The organism is Gordonia humi (assembly GCF_014197435.1).
GTDB lineage: Bacteria > Actinomycetota > Actinomycetes > Mycobacteriales > Mycobacteriaceae > Gordonia > Gordonia humi.
The window spans coordinates 3,761,213-3,781,229 of sequence record NZ_JACIFP010000001.1 but is presented as its reverse complement, the minus strand read 5'-3'; the positions used below and the strand labels follow the sequence as shown (position 1 = coordinate 3,781,229).

General features: G+C 68.0%; 20 protein-coding genes and 1 riboswitch. Of the genes, 13 read left to right on the top strand and 7 right to left on the bottom strand.

Annotated features, from left to right (window positions below; translation table 11 throughout):
* Positions 1-115 precede the first annotated feature (115 nt).
* The 4 genes from ctaC to BKA16_RS17370 all read left to right on the top strand — a co-directional run bounded on the left by ctaC (position 116) and on the right by BKA16_RS17370 (position 3,833).
* Positions 116-1,267, top strand: a complete 1,152-nt coding sequence (gene ctaC / locus BKA16_RS17385; protein ID WP_183371852.1) for an aa3-type cytochrome oxidase subunit II — start codon at positions 116-118, stop codon at positions 1,265-1,267.
* Complete coding sequence (locus tag BKA16_RS17380) at positions 1,267-1,683, top strand: cytochrome c oxidase subunit 4 (RefSeq protein ID WP_183371851.1); 417 nt, start codon at positions 1,267-1,269, stop codon at positions 1,681-1,683. Before ctaC ends, BKA16_RS17380 begins: the two co-directional genes overlap by 1 nt.
* A gap of 62 nt (positions 1,684-1,745) precedes the next feature.
* The gene (locus BKA16_RS17375) at positions 1,746-2,255 is read left to right on the top strand and encodes a GNAT family N-acetyltransferase (RefSeq protein WP_221246899.1); all 510 of its coding nucleotides are present in this window, start codon (positions 1,746-1,748) and stop codon (positions 2,253-2,255) included.
* Positions 2,256-2,381: 126 nt separating this feature from the next.
* Positions 2,382-3,833 (top strand): hypothetical protein, encoded by a 1,452-nt coding sequence (locus BKA16_RS17370; protein WP_183371849.1) that lies wholly within the window; start codon positions 2,382-2,384, stop codon positions 3,831-3,833.
* Between the two features lie 152 nt (positions 3,834-3,985).
* On the opposite strand, the gene qcrB is transcribed toward BKA16_RS17370, so the two are convergent.
* The 4 genes from qcrB to ctaE form a co-directional block, all read right to left on the bottom strand.
* Positions 3,986-5,605, bottom strand: a complete 1,620-nt coding sequence (gene qcrB, locus BKA16_RS17365) for a cytochrome bc1 complex cytochrome b subunit (protein WP_183371848.1) — start codon at positions 5,603-5,605, stop codon at positions 3,986-3,988.
* The gene (gene qcrA / locus BKA16_RS17360) at positions 5,602-6,768 is read right to left on the bottom strand and encodes a cytochrome bc1 complex Rieske iron-sulfur subunit (protein ID WP_183371847.1); all 1,167 of its coding nucleotides are present in this window, start codon (positions 6,766-6,768) and stop codon (positions 5,602-5,604) included. The genes qcrB and qcrA overlap by 4 nt, the downstream gene beginning before the upstream one ends.
* Positions 6,765-7,661 carry a cytochrome bc1 complex diheme cytochrome c subunit gene (qcrC, locus tag BKA16_RS17355; RefSeq protein ID WP_183371846.1) on the bottom strand — a complete coding sequence of 299 codons (897 nt, stop codon included), beginning with the start codon at positions 7,659-7,661 and terminating at the stop codon, positions 6,765-6,767. Before qcrC ends, qcrA begins: the two co-directional genes overlap by 4 nt.
* A gap of 72 nt (positions 7,662-7,733) precedes the next feature.
* Entirely contained in the window at positions 7,734-8,345 is a 612-nt protein-coding gene (ctaE, locus tag BKA16_RS17350) for an aa3-type cytochrome oxidase subunit III (protein ID WP_183371845.1), read from the bottom strand.
* 141 nt (positions 8,346-8,486) lie between these two features.
* On the opposite strand from ctaE, the gene BKA16_RS17345 reads away from it, so the two are divergent.
* Both BKA16_RS17345 and trpD read left to right on the top strand, forming a co-directional pair.
* Positions 8,487-8,942 carry a hypothetical protein gene (locus BKA16_RS17345; protein WP_183371844.1) on the top strand — a complete coding sequence of 152 codons (456 nt, stop codon included), beginning with the start codon at positions 8,487-8,489 and terminating at the stop codon, positions 8,940-8,942.
* A gap of 37 nt (positions 8,943-8,979) precedes the next feature.
* A complete protein-coding gene (gene trpD, locus BKA16_RS17340; RefSeq protein ID WP_183371843.1) occupies positions 8,980-10,038 on the top strand; it encodes an anthranilate phosphoribosyltransferase in 1,059 nt (352 codons plus the stop codon).
* A gap of 34 nt (positions 10,039-10,072) precedes the next feature.
* Here the strand turns inward: trpD and BKA16_RS17335 are convergent, their stop codons facing one another.
* Both BKA16_RS17335 and BKA16_RS17330 read right to left on the bottom strand, forming a co-directional pair.
* Complete coding sequence (locus tag BKA16_RS17335) at positions 10,073-10,354, bottom strand: Lrp/AsnC family transcriptional regulator (RefSeq protein WP_183371842.1); 282 nt, start codon at positions 10,352-10,354, stop codon at positions 10,073-10,075.
* Between the two features lie 25 nt (positions 10,355-10,379).
* On the bottom strand, positions 10,380-12,134 hold the full coding sequence (locus tag BKA16_RS17330; RefSeq protein WP_183371841.1) for a DEDD exonuclease domain-containing protein: 1,755 nt from the start codon (positions 12,132-12,134) through the stop codon (positions 10,380-10,382).
* Positions 12,135-12,353: 219 nt separating this feature from the next.
* On the opposite strand from BKA16_RS17330, the gene BKA16_RS17325 reads away from it, so the two are divergent.
* The 5 genes from BKA16_RS17325 (at position 12,354) to BKA16_RS17305 (ending at position 17,135) form a co-directional block, all read left to right on the top strand.
* Positions 12,354-12,551: a hypothetical protein gene (locus tag BKA16_RS17325; RefSeq protein WP_183371840.1), complete on the top strand. Its 198-nt coding sequence runs from the start codon at positions 12,354-12,356 to the stop codon at positions 12,549-12,551.
* Between the two features lie 111 nt (positions 12,552-12,662).
* Positions 12,663-12,856, top strand: a riboswitch (cyclic di-AMP (ydaO/yuaA leader).
* Between the two features lie 19 nt (positions 12,857-12,875).
* Positions 12,876-13,460, top strand: a complete 585-nt coding sequence (locus BKA16_RS17320; RefSeq protein WP_183371839.1) for an NlpC/P60 family protein — start codon at positions 12,876-12,878, stop codon at positions 13,458-13,460.
* A gap of 124 nt (positions 13,461-13,584) precedes the next feature.
* Positions 13,585-14,601: a C40 family peptidase gene (locus BKA16_RS17315; RefSeq protein ID WP_183373152.1), complete on the top strand. Its 1,017-nt coding sequence runs from the start codon at positions 13,585-13,587 to the stop codon at positions 14,599-14,601.
* A complete protein-coding gene (locus BKA16_RS17310) occupies positions 14,602-16,020 on the top strand; it encodes a peptidase MA family metallohydrolase (protein ID WP_183371838.1) in 1,419 nt (472 codons plus the stop codon).
* Positions 16,017-17,135, top strand: coding sequence for a glycosyltransferase family 4 protein (locus tag BKA16_RS17305; RefSeq protein ID WP_183371837.1), 1,119 nt, complete (start codon positions 16,017-16,019; stop codon positions 17,133-17,135). Before BKA16_RS17310 ends, BKA16_RS17305 begins: the two co-directional genes overlap by 4 nt.
* A gap of 89 nt (positions 17,136-17,224) precedes the next feature.
* Here BKA16_RS17305 and BKA16_RS17300 read toward each other — a convergent pair whose 3' ends face one another.
* On the bottom strand, positions 17,225-19,021 hold the full coding sequence (locus BKA16_RS17300) for an AMP-dependent synthetase/ligase (protein ID WP_183371836.1): 1,797 nt from the start codon (positions 19,019-19,021) through the stop codon (positions 17,225-17,227).
* A 146-nt stretch (positions 19,022-19,167) separates the two neighbouring features.
* On the opposite strand from BKA16_RS17300, the gene BKA16_RS17295 reads away from it, so the two are divergent.
* Positions 19,168-19,575 carry a hypothetical protein gene (locus BKA16_RS17295; RefSeq protein WP_183371835.1) on the top strand — a complete coding sequence of 136 codons (408 nt, stop codon included), beginning with the start codon at positions 19,168-19,170 and terminating at the stop codon, positions 19,573-19,575.
* Positions 19,572-20,009 (top strand): SRPBCC family protein, encoded by a 438-nt coding sequence (locus BKA16_RS17290; protein ID WP_183371834.1) that lies wholly within the window; start codon positions 19,572-19,574, stop codon positions 20,007-20,009. Before BKA16_RS17295 ends, BKA16_RS17290 begins: the two co-directional genes overlap by 4 nt.
* Positions 20,010-20,017 lie beyond the last annotated feature (8 nt).

Below are 20,017 nucleotides of genomic sequence, written 5' to 3'. Positions count from 1 at the left end.
AGAACTCGCGCGCGGGTTGGACTACGCTGCGTAGTTACTAGGTGCAAGAATTGCGGCAGGGCCGGAGAAGCTCTGGTGTGAACCTTGTGGAACAGCTCCCTGCCAGCAGGAAGGCGTGAAATTGACGAACCGTGGACGGCCGTCGGCACGACGTGGGAAATCCGCGTCGCGCACGATCAAAACACTGAGTGCCCTCGCGGTCCTGGGTGTCGTCGTGCTGATGACGTCGGGATGCAGTGCTGACGAAGCACTGCGATTCGGTTGGCCCGAGGGCGTGACCCCCGAAGCGCACGACATGCGACAGTTCTGGACATGGTCGGTCATCGCCGCGCTGGCGATGGGCGTGCTGGTCTGGGGTCTGATCTTCTGGACGATCACCTTCCACCGGGCGAAGGCGGACGGCTCCGACGACGACATGATCCCGCGCCAGACCGGCTACAACGTGCCGCTGGAACTCGCGTACACCGCGATTCCGTTCGTGCTGATCGCCGTCATGTTCTACTTCACGGTCATCGTGCAGAACAAGGTCGAGGACAAGCAGGAGAACCCGGCCGTGGTGGTCGACGTGACCGCCTTCCAGTGGAACTGGAAGTTCGGCTACAACTCGGTGAACCTCGACGGCAGGCAGCTGGTCGATCCGGCCGACTCGCGCAAGGGCGACCCCTTCGAGCTCCAGATCCCGCAGTACCGGGAGCACGAGGGTGAGAAGGAAGAGATCCACGGCGCGGCCGGTGGGCGCTCGGCCGAAGAGCGCAAGTACCTGACCTACGACAAGATCGAGACGCTCGGCACCTCGTCGACGATCCCGGTCCTCGTCCTGCCGACGGACACCCGTATCCAATTCGATCTGGCCGCGGCCGACGTCGTCCACTCGTTCTGGGTGCCGGAGTTCCTCTTCAAGCGCGACGTGATGCCGTTCCCGGAGCAGAACCACCAGGATCCGAGCTTCCAGATCAGCTCGATCGACCGTGAGGGCGCCTTCGTCGGACGATGCGCCGAGATGTGTGGAACGTTCCACGCGATGATGAACTTCGAGGTCCGTGCGGTCAGCCCGGCAGACTTCGCCAAGTACATCGAGTACCGCGACGCGAACCCGAAGGCGTCGAACGCCGAGGCGCTGGAAGCCATCTGCCAGGAACCCGAGTCGGTCACCACGGTCCCGTTCGACACGCGCCGCGTGTCCAACGACAAGCTCCCCTCCGATATCGGGGATGCGTCTAACACCAAGCTGGCTCAGTGCAAGCCGGCGCAGGGAGGCGATAGCTGATGAAGGTCGAAGCACGGATCTTCGAGGTCCTCGCAGTCTTCTTCATCCTGATGGGTGTCATCTACACGGTGTGCACCTTCTACTACCGGACCGGTGTGGAATGGGCGGGCGCGGCCTGCATGTTCTTCGCGGGCGGCCTGGCGCTCATCGCGGGCACCTACTTCCGGTTCGTCGCGCGACGCGTCGAGATCCGCCCCGAGGACTTCGAGGAGGCCGAGATCGAGGACGGCGCGGGCGAACTCGGCTTCTTCAGCCCCGGCAGCTACTGGCCGATCATGATCGCCGGCGGCGCCGCACTGTTCGCGATCGGCTTCGCGACCGCGAACTTCTGGTTCGCGATCGCCATGGTGTTCGTGATCGTCGGCAGTGTCGCGGGCCTGGTGTTCGAGTACCACGTCGGACCCGAGAAGCACTGACGCACACAGCATCCGACAAAGCCGCACCCGGATACCGGGTGCGGCTTCGTCATACCCACGAGATGTCGGAGGCGGACCGGGCGTCGCTGAAGACCTTCCTGTCGGAGGCATTCGCCGGCGACTTCGACGACACGGACTTCGATCACTGCCTCGGCGGTCTTCACGTGATCGCCGAAGACGACCGCGGGACGATCGTCGGACACGCCGCGCTCGTACAGCGCCACCTGGAGGTCTCGGGTGCGGTGCTGCGTACGGGCTACGTCGAGGCCGTCGCCGTCGCGGCGCACATGCGTCGCCGCGGTATCGGCGACACCGTGATGGAGCGGATCGACGCGATCATCCGACGCTCCTACGACCTCGGTGCGCTCGGTGCCTCGGACGCCGGACGGCCGCTGTACCTCCGACGCGGATGGCAGCCCTGGACGGGCCCTCTCGGCGTCTGCACCGCTCACGGCGTGCGCTCGACACCGGGTGACCGGGGTTCCGTGTTGGTTCTCCTCACCGGTCGGTCGGCCGACGAGGACACCTCCGGTCTCCTCGTCTGCGAACGACGCAGTGGTGACAGTTGGTGATGTCACGTTCCTGGCATGATGCCGACGTCCGCCGATCACGTCTCAACGACCACCCTCCACGACCACGGCACCGTGTGGACCACGCCGACGACGACGGCGCTCGTGTTCGTGTTCCGGTAGCCGCTCATGTCCAGCGGTGACGCGACGCGGGGTCTGCTGACCCCTCTGCGGCTGACCCCTCTGCGGCGGGGATTCGTGACGCTCAGAGACCCGGCGGACGGTCCGGACCTGCTCTGGGCCCCTGGTCTCGAGGCGCGACCCGTCCTCTTCGGCTCCCCGCCGATCGCGTTCCGCGGCGGCGGATGGGGGAGCGTGGTCCCCGTCGTGTACGACGAGACCGACCCGTCCCTCGCCCTGCGGCTCGACGATCGCATCGTGGAAGCGGGGAGTCCGGTGTTGCGGCCGGACCCGCTCGAACTCCTGTGTCCGTCACCGGGTGTGCCCGACTTCCAGTCGTATGCGGCGGATCCGACTGTGCAACAGCGACTCACGACCGGAGATCCGATTCTGACCGCTTTCGCGCTTCGCCTCGTGCAGACGACCGCCCTCGAAGCGCAGGAGCTCGCGCGCGCCGCCGATGCGGCCGGCGTGTCCGCGGGCGACCTCGACGAGGTGGTGCGTGCCGGACCCGGCATGGAGCACTATCCGGACTTCATCGACGTCGTCCTGCCGCATCTGCCGAGGGAGGCGCTCGGGAACGATCGGCGTCGGCTGCTCCACGCGGTGTGCGTCGCGGCGGCGCTGCGCCGACGGCGCGGCATACGCGGCACGATCCTCCACCGCGCCTCCGACGATCGCCTCGACGCCGTGCTGGGCGCCTTCACATCGGTCTGCGGACCGATCCCCGGTATCGCCGCGGAGGCCGGGAACATGCTGCGTCCGCCGCCGCCCGTCGCAGATCAGGTGGATCCGCCGCGGGCGTGTCGTGTCCTCGAACACAGTCGGTCGGGGGTCGTCGTCGAGGCGTCGACGGCCCTTCCGGCCGTGGGCGACGTCGTCGCGCTGACGGCGGGCCCGACGACGCACGGCGATGCGGCGTTCGCACGACACTGCTCGCATCACCGGATCGGGGCCGCGCACGTCGACGACGGCCGGGCGTGGCTGTCCGTCGATCCGCCGCCGTCGACGTCCGCGACGGCGATGGTGGCGGTCGACCGTTGTCGCTCGCATCTCGTGCACCGGCCGGACGAGGAGACGTCGATGGTCGGGCTCGCGGGCAGGGCCCCGGCCGTCGGCGACATGACGAAGCGACGATGGTGGCGGGCTCGGCCGCGCCGAGACGGAGTGACGGCCGATGCGACGCAGGTGTGGAATGCCGCCATGCGAGAGCACGATCGCATCCGTTCCGAATACCTCGCGTACGAGATGGATCCGGGCCTGCGCACGGGCTTTCCGTCGGTCACCGACGTGACTCGGCCGGAGACCGCTGAATTCGTCTCATCGATGGGACTCGCGGACGCGCTGCGGCGCGAGGACCCGACCGACACCGACTACGCCGAGCAGTATCACCGCGCCGTCGCGAACGCGGCACGCCTGTGGGCGCTGTGCGAGAGTGCGGCCCGGCGGACCGGCGGCTGAAGGCTCGGCCGCCGACGCCGACGCCGTCGACGAGGGGAGGTCCGACGGCGGGGTGGGGGAGTGGTCGAATCCGGCCCACGACAGGTACGCGAATACGACGACGGCCGCCTCGCTGTGCGAGGCGGCCGTCGCCGTCGTGCTGTGCCGGAGAGTCAGGCGAGCGGGTTTCCGCCCTTGCTCTGCAACTCCTGCAGGGCCTTCTTCTCGGCCTCGTGCTGCTCGTGCGCGATGCGCACGTTCTGAGCCTGCTCCTCCTGCGAGTCCGGAACCAGGACGGTACCGGTGCCGGGCGAACCCGCGGAGCCGAGCTTGTTCATACGCTTCGGCAGCGGAGCGCCCTCGTACGGGAGCGGGATCGGGTGGCCGTGGTCGTCGACCGGGCCGAGCGGCTGATGGATCTCGATGTACTCGCCCTGCGGCTGACGACGGATGATACCGGTCTCGATACCGTGTTCGAGGACACCGCGGTCGCTGCGCTGCAGCGAGAGAGCCCACCGATAGGTGATGAAGTACACCAGCGGCGGGACCACCAGCAGGCCGATGCGTCCCATCCACGTCGTCGCGTTGAGCGACACATGGAACTTCAGCGCGATGATGTCGTTCATACACATCACCGTGAGGATGATGTAGAACGCCAGAGCCATCGCACCCACCGCGGTGCGGACCGGGGCGTCACGCGGACGCTGCAGCAGGTTGTGGTGGGCGTCGTCGCCGGTGAGCTTCTTCTCGATCCACGGGTACCCGAAGAGCAGAGCGAAGATGACACCGATGATCAGAACCACCCAGAACACGGCCGGAACGGTGTAGTTGCCCAGGTAGAGCTCCCATGCGGGCATCAGTCGCGCGAAGCCGTCCGTCCACATCATGTAGATGTCGGGCTGCGAACCGGCCGAGACCTGAGCCGGGTTGTACGGACCGATGTTCCACACCGGGTTGATCTGGAAGACGCCGGCCATCAGAGCGAGGAATCCGATGACGATCGCGGCGAACGCCCCGCCCTTGGCCGCGAAGACCGGCATGATGCGGATGCCGACGACGTTCTTCTCGGTGCGACCCGGGCCGGGGAACTGGGTGTGCTTCTGGTACCAGACCAGCGCGAGGTGCGCGCCGATCAGGGCGAGGATGATCGCCGGGAACACCAGGATGTGCAGCACGTACAGGCGCGGAATGATGATGTCGCCCGGGAAGTCGCCGTTGAACAGCGCCCACTGGATCCAGGTGCCGACCACGGGAATCGACAACACGATGCCGCTCATCGCGGCGCGGATGCCGGTACCCGAGAGCAGGTCGTCCGGGAGCGAGTATCCGAAGAAGCCCTCGAACATCGCCAGCAGCAGCAGGAAGCAGCCGATGATCCAGTTCGCCTCACGCGGGCGACGGAAGGCGCCGGTGAAGAAGATACGGGCCATGTGCAGGATGATCGACGCCGCGAACAGCAGCGCTGCCCAGTGGTGGATCTGGCGGACGAAGAGCCCGCCGCGGACCTCGAACGAGAGGTTCAGGGTGGTCTCGTACGCGCGACTCATCGTGACGCCGTTGAGCGGCTGATACGCACCGTCGTACTGGACGTGCGCCATCGACGGATCGAAGAACAGCGTGAGGTAGGTGCCCGACAGCAGCAGAACGATGAAGCTGTAGAGGGCGACCTCACCGAGCATGAACGACCAGTGACTCGGGAACACCTTGTTCATCTGGCGGCGCATGCCGGAAGCGAGGTGGTACCGCGAGTCCACCTCTTCGGCCTGCGTGGCGAGGCGATCGGCGACTGTCATGACTTACGCTCCCAGAATGCCGGTCCGACGGGCTCGATGAAGTCGCCACCGTTGATCGTGGAGTTGGCGACCAGGTAGCCCTGGTTGTTGACAGTGATAGGCAGCTGAGCCAGAGCACGTGCGGCGGGTCCGAAGACCGGCTTGCAGAACTCGAGCGCGTCGAACTGCGACTGGTGGCACGGGCAGAGGACGCGATGCGTCTGCTGCTCGTACAGCGACGTCGGGCAGCCGAGGTGGCTGCAGACCTTCGTGTAGGCGTAGTAGTCGCCGTAGTTGAAGCTCTCCTGGCCGCGGCGCTTGATGACCCGCGCATTGTCCTCCGGGCGGAAACGGATCAGCATGACCGAGTTGCGGATGCCGCGGATGCCTTCGAGGAGCTTGTGACGTGACTCCTCGGTCTCGCCGTAGCCGTCGGACACGCGCCAGGGGAACACCGTCTCCATGCCGCCGGCGTCCATGTCCTCCGGGCGGACCAGCGCGACCTGGTACGGATTGCCGGTGTCGCGACGGAGGAAGACGGTCTCGCCTTCGGTCTCGTTGAAGATCGGCGACCAACCCGTGTTCCACAGGGGAGCGTCGTCGCCCTTGGCCCACGGATTCTTGATGAACCCGCCGATCGCGGCGACGCCGCCGGCGATGCCGAGCGCACCGAGGCCGAACGCGGCCGATCCGAGGATCACCTTGCGACGACCGAGGGTGCTCGTCTCGGCGGCGTCCTTGAGCTCGGCGACGATCGTGACCTTGTCGATCTCGGCGGATCCGCCGTCGTGACGATCCTGCACGGAGATCTCCTGCGGAATGAACCGCTTGGTGATCTGGATGACGCCGAAGCCGAGCGCGAGGATCGCGCCGCCGAAGGTGACACCGAGCAGCGGGGTGTACAGGGTGTACGCCCAGTAGCCGGACTCCTCCGGCATGGTGAACTCCCACCGGTTCCAGATGAAGAGTGCGAAGCCGGCGATCGCGAGCAGACCCGCGATGATGAACCACGCGGCGACGGTGAACTCCGACCGCTTCTCGGCCCTGGTGCCCGGCTCGGGATACCGTTCGGCGCGGTGGATGATCTCCACGCCGTCGAGATTCGTCCCCAGACGGACCTTGTCTTCCTGAGACATCGCCGCGAGTTCCTCGTCGGACGGGATGTCCTTATTCGAATCGCTCAATTTCGTGATCCAATCCACATGGCGCCTGCGACGATGGCCGCTGCGCCGACAACCCACATGGTCACGCCCTCAGAGGCGGGACCGAAACCACCGAGACCGAAACCACCGGAGGGGTTGGACGAGTCTGCGTAGCGGATGAAGCCGATGATGTCCTTCTTCTCGTCGACCGTCAGCTGACGGTTGGAGAACTTCGGCATGTTCTGCGGACCGGTGAGCATCGCGGTGTACAGCTGCTGCGGGTTGACGTCGGTCAGCGGAGGAGCGAACTTACCGCCCGAGAGGGCGCCGCCACGACCGGTGAAGTTGTGGCAGGACGCGCAGTTCATGCGGAACAGCTCGGATCCGCGACCGAGGTCGTCGCCGCGCAGCGAGTCCATCTGCAGGCGCGGGAAGCCCTGTGCGTCGCGTTCGATCTGGCCGTTGTCGTCGGTGACGTACATCGGGCGGGGGCCGCCGCCCATTGCCTGGATGTAGGCGCCGAGCTTGTCGATGTCGGCCTCGGTGAACTTAGCGGGCTTGCGCTGCGCCTGAGCCTCACCGCGAGCGGCGGGCATGCGACCGGTCGACACCTGGAAGTACACGGCGGCGTCGCCGACGCCGATCAGGGACGGTCCGCGGTCCTCGACGCCTTCGAGGTTCGCGCCGTGACAGGTGATGCACGAGGTGTCGTACAGCTGCTTGCCCTCGGTGATCAGGCTGGTCTCGAGGTTGTCGGCGGTCGCGACCTGAGGCTTCGGGCTCAACAGGCCCGCGATGAGGCCGGTGGCGACGAGGCCGAGGAGGAGGAAGATGGTTCCGGCGGCGCGACGTCGCAGCTTACGACGCGACTTGGCGCGCGACGGCGTGGCAGCCTCGTCGCGCGGCGTCGGCGAACTCGGTGGAGATGATCTCATCGGTGACTCTCTACTAAGCGGTTGGACTGGTTTTCTGTGCGAACCGTTTGATCGGTTCTGGGCCGCCGGGGGCTACCGGATGAAGTAGATGACCACGAACAAGGCGATCCACACGACGTCGACGAAGTGCCAGTAGTACGACACGACGATCGCCGCGGTCGCCTGGGCGGGGGTGAACTTGGACAGGCGCGTGCGAACCAGCAGGAACACGAACGCGAGGAGACCGCCGATGACGTGCATACCGTGGAAACCGGTGGCCATGTAGAAGACCGAGCCGTACGCGTTCGACGACAGCGTCAGGCCCTCGCCGACCAGCGTGTAGTACTCGTATGCCTGGCCGCACACGAAGAAGGTGCCCATCACGAGGGTGAGGGTGTACCAGCGGCGGAGGCCGTAGACGTCACCCCGCTCAGCGGCGAACACGCCGTACTGACAGGTGACCGAGCTGAGGATCAGCACGAGGGTCACCGGCACGGCGAGAGCCAGGTTCAGATGGGCGGGGGGCTGAGGCCACCCGTCAGAGGCGTTGGCCCGCGCGACGAAGTACATCGCAAACAGGCCGGCGAAGAACATCAACTCGCTCGACAACCACACGATGGTGCCGACGCTGACCATGTTCGGACGGTTCAGCGAGTGCACGCGTGAGGTGATGGCGGTTCCGGAGTTACCCACAGCGCTAGTCACATCAAGAAGTATGACGGTTCGTAGTAACCGATTGCCAGCCGGGTAGGGAATTCGCCTGCGGCCGGTGTTCCGGTGCAGGTAGAGGCGGTGCCCGTCGGGCGGTCGGCGTGTCCTCGCCCGCTGCGTGGTTTCCTCGTTCACATGAGTGGTGACAGCAGACAGACGGTGCTCGGCAGACTCGCCGGTCGCCTGCGGCGTTCGACAGGTCCGATTCGCGTGCCCCGACCGGACGACGAGGATCTCGTCGTGCTCGTCGGTTCGACCGACGACGCGGTCGCGACGTCGACGGTGCTCGAATCGGCCGCCGTCTCGATCGCGGGTCCCGTCGTGCTGAGACTGCTGGTGTTCGTGCCCGAATCGGGAGTGGACGCCGCGATCGAGTCGGCGGCGCTGGAGGGCTATGCAGAGGTGTCGACGCGACCGGAGGATCCGCGCCCCGACGAGCCTCTCGTGGCCGTCGCTCTCGCTCGGGTGCAGTCGGTGGATGCGCGAACGGTGTCCCAGGAGCGGTCGCGATGTGCGAGCCTCGCGTCCCGAAGCGGGGGCCATGCGGTGGGCTGGTGGGTTCTCGACGCCCCCGCCGAGTCGGAGAAGTGAGTGGAGCGGTGGATGCGACGGTCGATAGGGTGATCGAGTGAGCACTCGCGAATACACCTGGCCGCAGATCCTGGGCAAAGCCACCGACGGAATCGATCTGAGCGTCGACGAGGCGGCCTGGGCGATGGGCGAGATCATGTCCGACTCGGCGACCGGTGCGCAAATCGCCGCGCTCGGTGTCGGCATCAAGATGAAGGGTGCGGCCCCGTCGGAACTGCTCGGTCTGGCCGAGACGATGCTGGCGATGGCCAACCGGATCACCGTCGAGGGCGACGCGGTCGACATCGTGGGCACCGGAGGCGACCGTTCGCACACGGTCAACATCTCGACGATGACGTCGGTGGTGGTGGCCGCCGCGGGCGTGCCCGTCGTGAAGCACGGCAATCGCGCGGCCTCGTCGAAGAGCGGCGGCGCGGACGTCCTCGAGGCCCTCGGCGTGAACATCACTCTCGGTCCCGAGGCCGTGCGTGCGTGCGTGGACGCCGTCGGCATCGGCTTCTGCTTCGCGCCGGTGTTCCACCCGGCGTTCCGCTTCACCGGGCCGCCGCGCAAGGAGATCGGCATCCCGACGGTCTTCAACGTCCTCGGCCCGCTGACCAACCCGGCGTCGCCGACCGCCGGGCTCATCGGTTGCGCCTTCGAGGAGCTGGCGCCCGTCCTGGCGCGCACCTTCGCCGATCGTGGGAACCGCGTGCTCGTGGTCCGCGGCGACGACGGGCTGGACGAGTTGACCACCACCACGACCTCGAGTGTGTGGCAGGTGTTCGACGGCCGGGTGCGCGAGCTGTCGATCGATCCCCGGGATCTCGGCATCGAGCCGGTCGAGCTGTCCGCACTGCAGGGCGGTGACGCGTCGGTGAACGCGCAGATCGCGCGCGAGCTGTTCGCCGGGCGACGAGGACCGGTGCGCGACGCCGTGGTCCTCAACGCCGCCGCCGCACTCGTCGCGGTGGAGCAGTCGGGTCTGTACGACGATGCGGGACTCCTGGCCGCGCTGCGGACCGCGGCGGCTCGCGTCGACGAGGTGATCGACTCGGGCGCCGCCGCTCGACTGCTGGACGCCTGGGCGGCGCAGACTCGGCTGCTCGCCGAATAGCGGCCGGGCCGTCTGTTCTGCGAGGAGGCGGGCGTCAGTCCTCTTCACCGATGGAGAAGCCGCCGTCGACCTCGGCGCTGGCATAACTGCGGAACGCGATGTGCGTGGCGCTCGACCGCACGCCCGGCAGGCGGTTGATCTTGGCGGTGACCACGTCCGCGATCTCGTCGTGGTTGCGCACGCGCACTTTGGCGATGAGATCGACGTCGCCGGCGCACGAATAGACCTCGGTGACTCCGGGGATGTTCGCGACGGCCTGCGCGGTCTCGGGGATCTGGTGGATGTCGGCGCCGATGAGGACGATGGCAGTGATCATGTCTCGACTCTAATCCGAGGCCGGGTCATCGCACGGCCGCATCCCGGGCCAGACGTGCGGTCGCGGAGAATCCCGTCCATCGTTGCGCGCATCCGATCGGAAGCGACAGCGGCTGGGTCGTCTGGACGATCCGGGCGCCCGGTTCGGTGATCCAACGCTCGATGAGCGCGACCTCCTCCGCCGGTGCTCCGCCGAGCGGTCCGGCGTCCACCGGTTCGAGCACGGTCGTCGCGGATGCCCGCAGCGCCTCGACGATCGGCATCGGCGGCGCACCGCGGACGGCATGCGCGCCACCGGCCAGCCTGCCGTAGCGGACCACGCTCAGCTCCCACCCGCCGTCGCCGTCCGTGCGGGCGACGACGAGCTCGGCGATCGCCGCCAGCGCGCTCAATCGCTGTGCCCGGGCCAATACGTCGATCGTGGTCGCCAGTCTGTCCCGCGCCCGCGCGGCGGACTCGAACCGCCGGGTCTGTGCCAGTCGCTCGAGGCGGCGCGTCAGATCGGTCAGCAGGGCATCGGACCGTCCGTCCAGCAGGGCGCGCACGGCCTCGACTCGACACAGGTAGTCGGGCACGGTCTGCGGGCGTTCGCTCGCCGCATGACATAGATCGGGCCGCAGGGCGACCAGGGGATCGGGAAGCCGATCGGCCGGGCCGCCTCCTCGGCACCAGTGATGATCGGCCCGACGAAGATTCTGTGTACAGCTGCGCAGCCCGGCCGCGGCGCTGATCACATCGGCGACGTCGGCGGCGACGGATCGGCCCGCGACGGGTCCGACCGAATCGGGCCCCGGGGTGCGCGAGACGGTCAGCCGCGGAAACCGTTCGTGGCTGAGCGTGATCCACCAGCCCCGATGGGGATTGCGCGAACGTCGGTTGTAGACCGGCTTGTGTGCGGCGAGGAGGGTCAGTTCACGGACACCCGCCTCGAGCCCGTGCGCGCACTCGACGTGGTCCACCCGTTCGGCGAGCGCGACCATCTCGGCCATCCGCGATCGGGTGTCGCCGCCGGAGAAGTACGACGAGACCCGGCGGCGCAGGTCCACAGCGGTTCCGATGTACAGGACCTCGTCGCCGGGTCCGCGAAACAGATAGACGCCCGGACGTCGCGGCAGACCGGCGGCCAGCGCGCGTTTGGCACGCATCGCGGGTGTCGCCCGCGGCAGATAGTCGGTGAGGTCGCGGTAGGAGTGCACGCCCCGGTTTCCGACACGTTCGAGGAGTCGGTGGAACACGTCGACGGTGGCTCGGGCGTCGTCGAGGGCCCGATGCGTCGGCTTGACCGTCACATCGAACAGGTCCGCCAGCGCCGACAGCTTGACGCTGGGCGCCTCCTCGCGGGTCAGGATGCGCCGAGCCATCGCGACCGTGCAGAGCGACGCGGTGAACGGCCACGGCAGATTCATCCTCGCCGCGGCCTTGCGGAGGAACGCGGTGTCGAAGCGGGCGTTGTGCGCTACGAGGATCGCGCCGCGGGCGAATTCGGCGAAGGCCGGCAGCACCTCTTCTATCGGCGGGGCGTCGTAGGTCATCGCCGTGGTGATCCCGGTCAGCGCGACGATCTGCGGCGGAATCTCCCGACCGGGGTCGACCAGGGTCGCGAACTCGCCCAGGACCTGCCCGCCGCGGATCTTGACCGCGCCGATCTCGGTGATGGCGTCGGTGTCGGAACTGCCGCCGGTCGTCTCCAGGTCGACCACGACGAGTGTCGTGTCGAACAACGAACGGTCCGCGAACTCCTCGGCGTCGAGGTCGGTGAACGATAGCTGGCCGGTGGTCATGCTCAGCACGGTAGGACCGACCTCCGACAAGAATTGTCGGAGGCGATTCGTAGTCTGCACCCGAGGTCGAGAGAAATCGACGTCATCGCGACACGCCGGAACCTCCGGGGCCGTCGTGCAACGACGTAAACGTGCCAACGAATACCAAATGAGAGGCGGATCACAATGCTCATCGACTGCGCGAAGTGTCCGGTGCGGAATCGAGAGTGCGACGACTGCATGATGCAGCTCCTCTTCGAGCCCGCTACCAGCATGTTCTCCGAATCGGACGCGGAGGCGGATCTGATCGCCGCCGTCGGTGTGTTCGTCGACACAGGCCTGATATCTCCCGAAGCGGCAAATCTGGCATGCGCCGATGTCGCCGCAGGTCACTCCGTCACGACGGACGACGGGCGACTGCGGCTGCGCGCGGTCTGACACGTCGTTGTGCCGGACGCGCCGCCGATCTGGTGGACATCGGCGTCGGGGTTTCGTAATCTTTTCGAGACTTTCCACTCAGGGAGATCACCCATCACCGGGAGATCGACCGGAGGGTCACCGCCTAATCGCCTTCACCCTCCGAAGGCGAACCGGGGAACCACTTCTTTCACGGGCGTGTGCGAACGCGCCGGCGAATCGGGGTGAATCGCGGTCCGACGGTCGATGACACCGTCGTAGCGCGTAGGGCCATCTCTTCCGGCCCGAATCCGACAGCTAACCCGGTCGGCGGTCAGGGAGAACAACAAGGAGTACAGAAGTCCAGTGGCTAAACACCGTTTGGAGAAGCCCGGCGCCGGCCGCAAGGTCGCCACGACTGCCGTAGTCGCAGGCTCGATCGCCATCGGCGGATCGCTCGCACTCGCAGCGGGTCCCGCCGACGCCGCGCCCGTCAAGGTTCCCGGTGTCGGGACCTTTGACGTTCCGGACAACATCACGAAGATGCTGCCGGGCGATATCCAGGGCCCGAAGCTCAACCCGGGAACGATCGGCACCCCGCAGCAGGTCCGCGCTCAGAAGGCGCTGCGCGCCGCCGAGTCGAAGATCGGCTCGCCCTACGTCTACGGAGCCGCAGGGCCCAACGCCTTCGACTGCTCCGGCCTGACCTCGTGGGCCTTCCGGCAGGCGGGCAAGACCATTCCGCGTGACAGCTACGGTCAGCTCGGTGGCGGCACCCCGGTCGCCTCGCTCGCCGCGGCGCGTCCCGGTGACATCCTCGTGTTCAACGGTGGCGGTCACGTCGGCCTGTACGCGGGCAACGGCATGTTCGTGCACGCCTCGACCGAGGGCGTCCCCGTCAAGCGTGACAAGGTGAAGAACTGGAGCGTGACGAGCATCCGCCGTTACTGAGCGGTATCGCAGGTCATCAAGATGTGAGAACGGGCGGGTCGTGCGTGCAGTGCGCGCGGCCCGCCCTTTCGGTATTAAGGAATCCGTGGTGAATCAGTTGCAACGAGGTCGTCGCCGCGCGTGGATGCGTGTCGCCGCCGTGGGCGCCGTCATGGCATCGACCGTCGCATTGGCACCCGCGGTCCCGGACGCCGGGGCCGAGCCGACGCGGAACGCGGGGCAGATCCTGTCGCACTACCGGGACCTCTCGCGGGAGGCGGAGAAGACCGCCGAGGCGATGAACAAGGCCCAGCACGACTACGACGAGCAACGGCGCAACGTCCGCGTCGAGCGTCGAGCGTCCGCCGAGGCCGGACGGCGACTGGCCGCGATGACCGCGCAGATGGATGCGGCGCAGGAGAAGGTCGACGCGCTCGCCCGTGCCAGCTACCGGGGTGCGCGGATCAATCGCCTGTACGCGATGCTGGTCAGCGATTCCCCGCAGAGCCTGCTCGACAACATGTCCGGGCTGGAGGTGATGTCCCGGCAGTCGGCCGCGGATCTCCGCTCGATCACCGCGACCGCCCGCAAGACGAAGGACGCCAAGAAGACGGCCGACGAAGCGGCGGAGAAGGCACGCGTCGCCGTCGCCGACGCCGAGCGCCGCCGCGGGAGCCTGCAGGCCAAGCAGGCCGATCTGCAGCTCGAGGCCGTGCAGATCCGCGCCGTGTACCAGTCGCTGACCGGCAAGCAGCTCGCCGCCCTGCGCGGGCCCAAGTACGCCTTCGACGCGAGCTCGCTGCCGAAGGGCACCGCGCCCGAGCTCGTCGCCGTGCAGGCCGCGATCTCCCGGATCGGCGACCCGTACGTCTGGGGAGCCACCGGACCACACCAGTTCGACTGCTCGGGTCTCATGGTGTGGGCCTACAAACAGGCCAAGAAGACGCTGCCGCGCACCAGCGAGGCTCAGCTCGGCGGCGGGACGCCGGTCGACCGCAAGGACCTCAAGCCCGGCGACCTGATCATCTACTACGGCGACGCCTCGCATGTGGGCATGTACGTCGGAGACGGTTTCGTCGTCCACGCGTCGACGTTCGGCATTCCGGTCGCGGTGGTCCCGATCGACAAGGCCGGACCCTACAACGCCGCGCGACGGTACTGAGTGACCGCCTCCCGGCTCCGCACTCGCGGCGTCACCGCGCTAGTCGTAGCGGCGGTGACTCTGGGCCCGCTCGCCGCGTGTTCCGGAGCCTCCGACGACGCCGCGGCGCCGTCCGGGAGTGTCTCGACGACACCGCTCAATCCGTTCGAACAGCAGCGGACCGACGGCGTCGGCGCGCTTCTGGACGAACTGTCGGCCGTGGTGCGCTCCGGCGATGCGAGCGGCCTCGACGACCTGATCGATCCGGCCGCGCCGGCGGCGTTCCGCGAGCAGATGACGACGATGGTCTCGGCCTTCGCCGCGCGCGGGGACCGTGGGGACCGCGGCGGTCCGCTCCGGGTGGCGTCGCTGAGTTATCGGGTGGCGCCCACGGTGGGCGCCGAGTGGCAGATGGATCCGCGCGTCGTCGCCGAGGTCGAGGCCCGGGGCAGCTCGGACACCTGGGTGACGCCCGTCGAACTGACATACGCGCTCGGCGGAGCGGCCGCTCCCGGACTCGACGAGCCGCCCGTCACCCTGAACTCGATGATGTCGTTCGCCCGCTACGACGACGACTGGAAGCTGGTCGGCGACGCCGACATCGCGCTCGACCCGCGCGCTGTGGAGGACGTGCCGCGAGGTCCCGTCGAGACGGGACCGTGGGCCTTCCCGGGTGTGGCCGCTGCGGACGTGAAGACCGCCGGTGGACTGTCGACCGTCCTGTCCTACCCGGGCACCGACACGACGGTCTCCCGCGCCCGCCGACTGCTGCCCGGCGCGGTGGAGGCCGTGGACGAGTTCTGGGGTTCGGACTGGCCGCGCCGGGCGGCCGTCGTCGCGACCGGCGACGACGCCGAGTTCGCGGGCCTGACACGCACCGCCACGTCCGAGACGACGACAGCGGCTGCGGCCACGGTGTACTCCAGTATCGATCGACGAGCCAAGCAGGTCCTCGGACAGCGGATCGTGCTCTCACCGAACGCCCGCGACCTGTCCGAACCCGCGCTGTCGGTGATCCTCAAACACGAACTCCTCCATGTGGCGACCCGGCTGACCACCGCCGAGAACGCGCCGATGTGGCTCACCGAGGGCGTGCCCGAGTACCTCGGACGCAAGGGCACCTACCGCGAATTCGTCGATGCCGCACCGGATCTGGCCGTCGAGGTCGCCGCAGGACGAGTCCCGAAGACGTTGCCGGCCGACTCGGCGTTCGCTGTCGACAGCGATGCGGCGCGGGTGGCGTACCAGAGCGCTTGGTCGTTCGCCGCCTTCGTCGCCGACGAGTACGGTGAGCCGAAGCTCAAGGACCTGTACCGCAAGGTGTCGGCGGGCGGCGACACGGACACCGTCGACGCCGCCGTGAAGTCGGCCGTCGGCGCAGACAAGAAGGTGCTGGTGGAACAGTGGCAGAAATGGCTGCGAGCCCAGGTCCGCGGATGAGGACGACGCTTCTGGTGACCAACGACTTCCCGCCCCGACCGGGTGGAATCCAGTCGTACCTGGAGAATCTGCTTCGATTCCTGCCGCCGGAGGACGTGATCGTCTACGCCCCGAAGTGGAAGGGCTCGGACGTCTACGACGCCGCCGCCCCGTACCGCATCGTGCGACACCGCACCTCGTTGATGCTGCCCACCCCGCTCGTGGCCCGACGTGCCGCGAGACTGGTCCGGGAACACGACGTCCACACGGTCTGGTTCGGAGCCGCGGCACCGCTGGCGGTCCTCGTGCCGCGGCTGCGCAGGGCCGGTGCGACACGGATCGTGGCCAGCACGCATGGCCACGAGGTCGGCTGGTCGATGCTGCCGGGTGCCCGCCAAGTGCTGCGCTACATCGGAGCGCACTCGGACGTGGTCACCTACGTCAGCCGCTATACGCGGGGCAGATTCGCCGCCGCGTTCGGCCGCGATGCCGCGCTGGAGTACGTGCCGTGCGGTGTCGACACCGCACGGTTCGCGCCGGATCCGGCGGCCCGAGAGCAGCTGCGCGCGCGGTACGGACTCGGCGACGCGCCCGTGGTGCTGTGCCTGTCGCGACTGGTGCCGCGCAAGGGACAGGACGTCCTCATCGAATCGTGGCCGTCCGTGCTGCGCGAGGTGCCCGACGCCCGGCTGATGATCGTCGGCGGCGGCCCCTACGGGGACCGGCTCCGGGAACTCGCGGACAGGACCGGCGTGACCGACTCGGTGACCTTCACCGGTTCGGTGCCCGCCGACGAGTTGGCGATGCATCACGCGATGGCCGACGTGTTCGCGATGCCGACCCGGACCCGCGGGCGCGGGCTGGACGTGGAGGGTCTCGGCATCGTATTCCTGGAGGCCTCGGCGAGCGGTGTGCCGGTCGTCGCGGGCGACTCGGGAGGAGCACCGGAGACCGTTCTGGAGGGACAGACCGGCACGGTCGTCGACGGTCGCGACCATGAGCGCGTCGCCGGCGCGATCGCCGCCCTCCTGACCGATCCCGATCTCGCGGCGTCCATGGGCGAGAAGGGCCGAGCGTGGATCGTCGAGAACTGGCAGTGGAGCCGCCAGGCGTCGCGTCTGATGCGGCTGCTGTAGGCGCCGGAGCGGAGCCGAGACCGCACCGTGGGGATCTCGACTCCGCGCGATCGGCGCAGGGCCCGCTCGATCAGCAGGCGCCCGCCCTCCTACTTCTTGTACAGGCCCTCGATGTAGTCGGCGAACTTCTCGGCGACCACATTGCGCTTGACCTTCAGCGTGGGGGTGAGCTCACCGGTCTCCTCGGCGAAGTCCGACGGCAGGATGGTGAATTTCTTGACGGCCTCGGCATGCGAGACGGTCGCGTTGGCCTGATCGACGGCGGACTGGACCTCGGCGATCAGGTCCGGGTCGTTCGCGAGGTCGGCGACGGCGGCGCTCGCGGCCTTGCCGGCGCGCGACTTCCAGCCCTCGAACGCCTCCGGGTCGATGGTCACCAGGGCGGCGACGAACGGCTTCTGATCGCCGACGACCATCGCCTGCGACACCAGCGCGTGCGTGCGCATGATGTCCTCCATGGGAGCGGGTGAGACGTTCTTGCCGCCCGCTGTGACGATGATCTCCTTCTTGCGACCGGTGATCGACAGGTAGCCGTCGGCGTCGAGGCTGCCGAGGTCGCCCGTGTGGAACCAGCCGTCGGTCAGCGCGGCCGCCGTCGCCTCGTCGTTGTGCCAGTACCCGGCGAACACGACCTCGCCGGACAGCAGGACCTCGCCGTCGTCGGCGATCCGGACCGCGTTGCCGGGCAGGGGACGTCCGACGGTGCCGACGCGCACCTCGTGCGGAGTGTTGACGCAGACCGCCGCCGTGGTCTCGGTGAGGCCGTATCCCTCGTACACGGGGATGCCGACGCCGCTGAAGAAGTGCCCCAGGTGGGGGCCGAGGGGAGCGCCGCCGGAGATCGCCAGTTCGCACTGGCCGCCGAGCGCGGCGCGGAGCTTGCCGTAGACGAGCTTGTCGAACAGTGCGTGCTTGCCGCGTAGCAGCAGGCTGGGGCGATCACCCGCCTTGGAGAATTCGACGGCGGTGTCGGCCGCCAGATCGAAGATGCGTCCCTTGCCCGAGTCGTGCGCGCTTTGACGAGCCGAGTTGAAGACCTTCTCGAACACGCGCGGTACGGACAGGATCAGCGACGGCCGGAACTGCGCGAAGATCGGGAGCAGATCCTTGGTGTTGTTGGTGTAGCCGACTTCGACGCCCGCTTCGAGGGCGACCAGGTTGATCGCGCGGGCCAGAACGTGCGCCATCGGCAGGAACAGGAGCAGACGCTTCTCCGGACCCAGCAGAGTGCTCATCGACGACGACAGGACACCGCTGATCTCGCCGAGCATGTTCGCGTGGGTCAGCATGCAGCCCTTGGGGCGTCCGGTGGTGCCGGAGGTGTAGATGAGGGTCGCCGGATCGGCTGCGCCGAGGGTGCGTCGACGTGCGTCGAGCTGCTCGTCGGTCACGTCCGCGCCGCTTGCGGCGAACGCCTCCACGATGCCCTTGCCGGGTTCGTCGTCGATCTGGAACACCTGGACGGCCTCGGTCACCGACTCGACCGTGTCGACGACCTTCCGGTGCGCGGGCGTCTCGGCGACGATGGCCACCGCGCCGGAGTCGCGCATGATCCAGTCGATCTGCGGGCCCGACGACGAATCGTAGATGGGCACGGGAACGGCACCGGTCGACCAGATCGCGAAGTCGATGAGCGTCCACTCGAGGCGGGTGGAGGACAGGATCGCCACCCGGTCGCCGGGTTCGACGCCCGCCGCGATGAAGCCCTTGGCCAGGGAGCGGACCCGGGCGACGGCGTCGCGCGCGGACACGGGGAGCCACTGTGTGCCCTGCTGGACGCGGAACACCGTCTTACCCGGTGTCGCAGCTGCGATGTCGTAGAGGACGTCGGCCGCATTCCGCTCCTGCGGCGTGACGAAGTCTGCGGGAACGCGGCATTCAGCCATGGAGATACACCTTTCGGGCGCCGTTCTATGTGACAAGAGACGTTGGTCTGTTCACAGAGTCTATCCCCGCCCGTGCGTCGAGTACTGACGAGCGTCCGGCACGGCTCGGCTTTTCGCTTTCCTCGCCCGTATGTGATGCTGGTTCGGTGACGAGCATCCAGGTAGCCGACGACGGTTTCGTCGCCGCGGCGGCATCGTCGGCCGGCGCGGTGGTCGGCGACCGCGCCCGCTGGCGTCGGTGGTGGCCGGACCTTCGACTCGAGGTGGTCCAGGACCGCGGCGACGACGGTGTGCGCTGGCGTGTGTCCGGTCCGTTGACCGGGACCATGGAGATCTGGTGTGAGAAGCGTCTGGACGGTTTCATCCTGCACTACTTCCTCCACGCGGAGCCGGTCGAGCCGCTGCCGTCCGAGCCGCGGGCGTGGATGGACGCGGTCGCCGAACTCAACCGGGTGCGTCGCGTGGCGGGCAAGGTGATGGCGTTCGAGGTCAAGCAGGAGCTCGAACGCGGTCGCGCCGCAGGAGAGCCCGCGGCCGGGGCGAGCGTGGCATGAGCGATCACACCGAGCAGTCGACCGTCGTCGGCGCGGACGCCGACGCCGTCATGGCGGTGATCGCCGACTTCGAGAACTACCCGCAATGGGTCGGTGCGGCGCGCGAGGTGACCGTTCTCGAACGGGACGCCGCGGGCCGCGGCACCCACGTCCGCTTCGTTCTGGACGCGGGCGTCCTCGCCGACACCTACGAGTTGCGCTACGAGTGGGCCGAGGACGGCGCGAGCGTGTCGTGGCGCCTGCTGTCCAGCGAGTTGCAGCGCGATCAGGTCGGCAGCTACCGCCTCACCCAGCAGCTGCCCGGATCGACCAAGGTCACCTACGCGCTGACCGTCGACCTGCAGATCCCGATGATCAGTCAACTCAAGCGCCGCGCGGAGAAGGCGATCACCGAGGCGGCGCTCAAGGATCTCAAGAAGAGGGTCGAAGGCTGATAGATCTG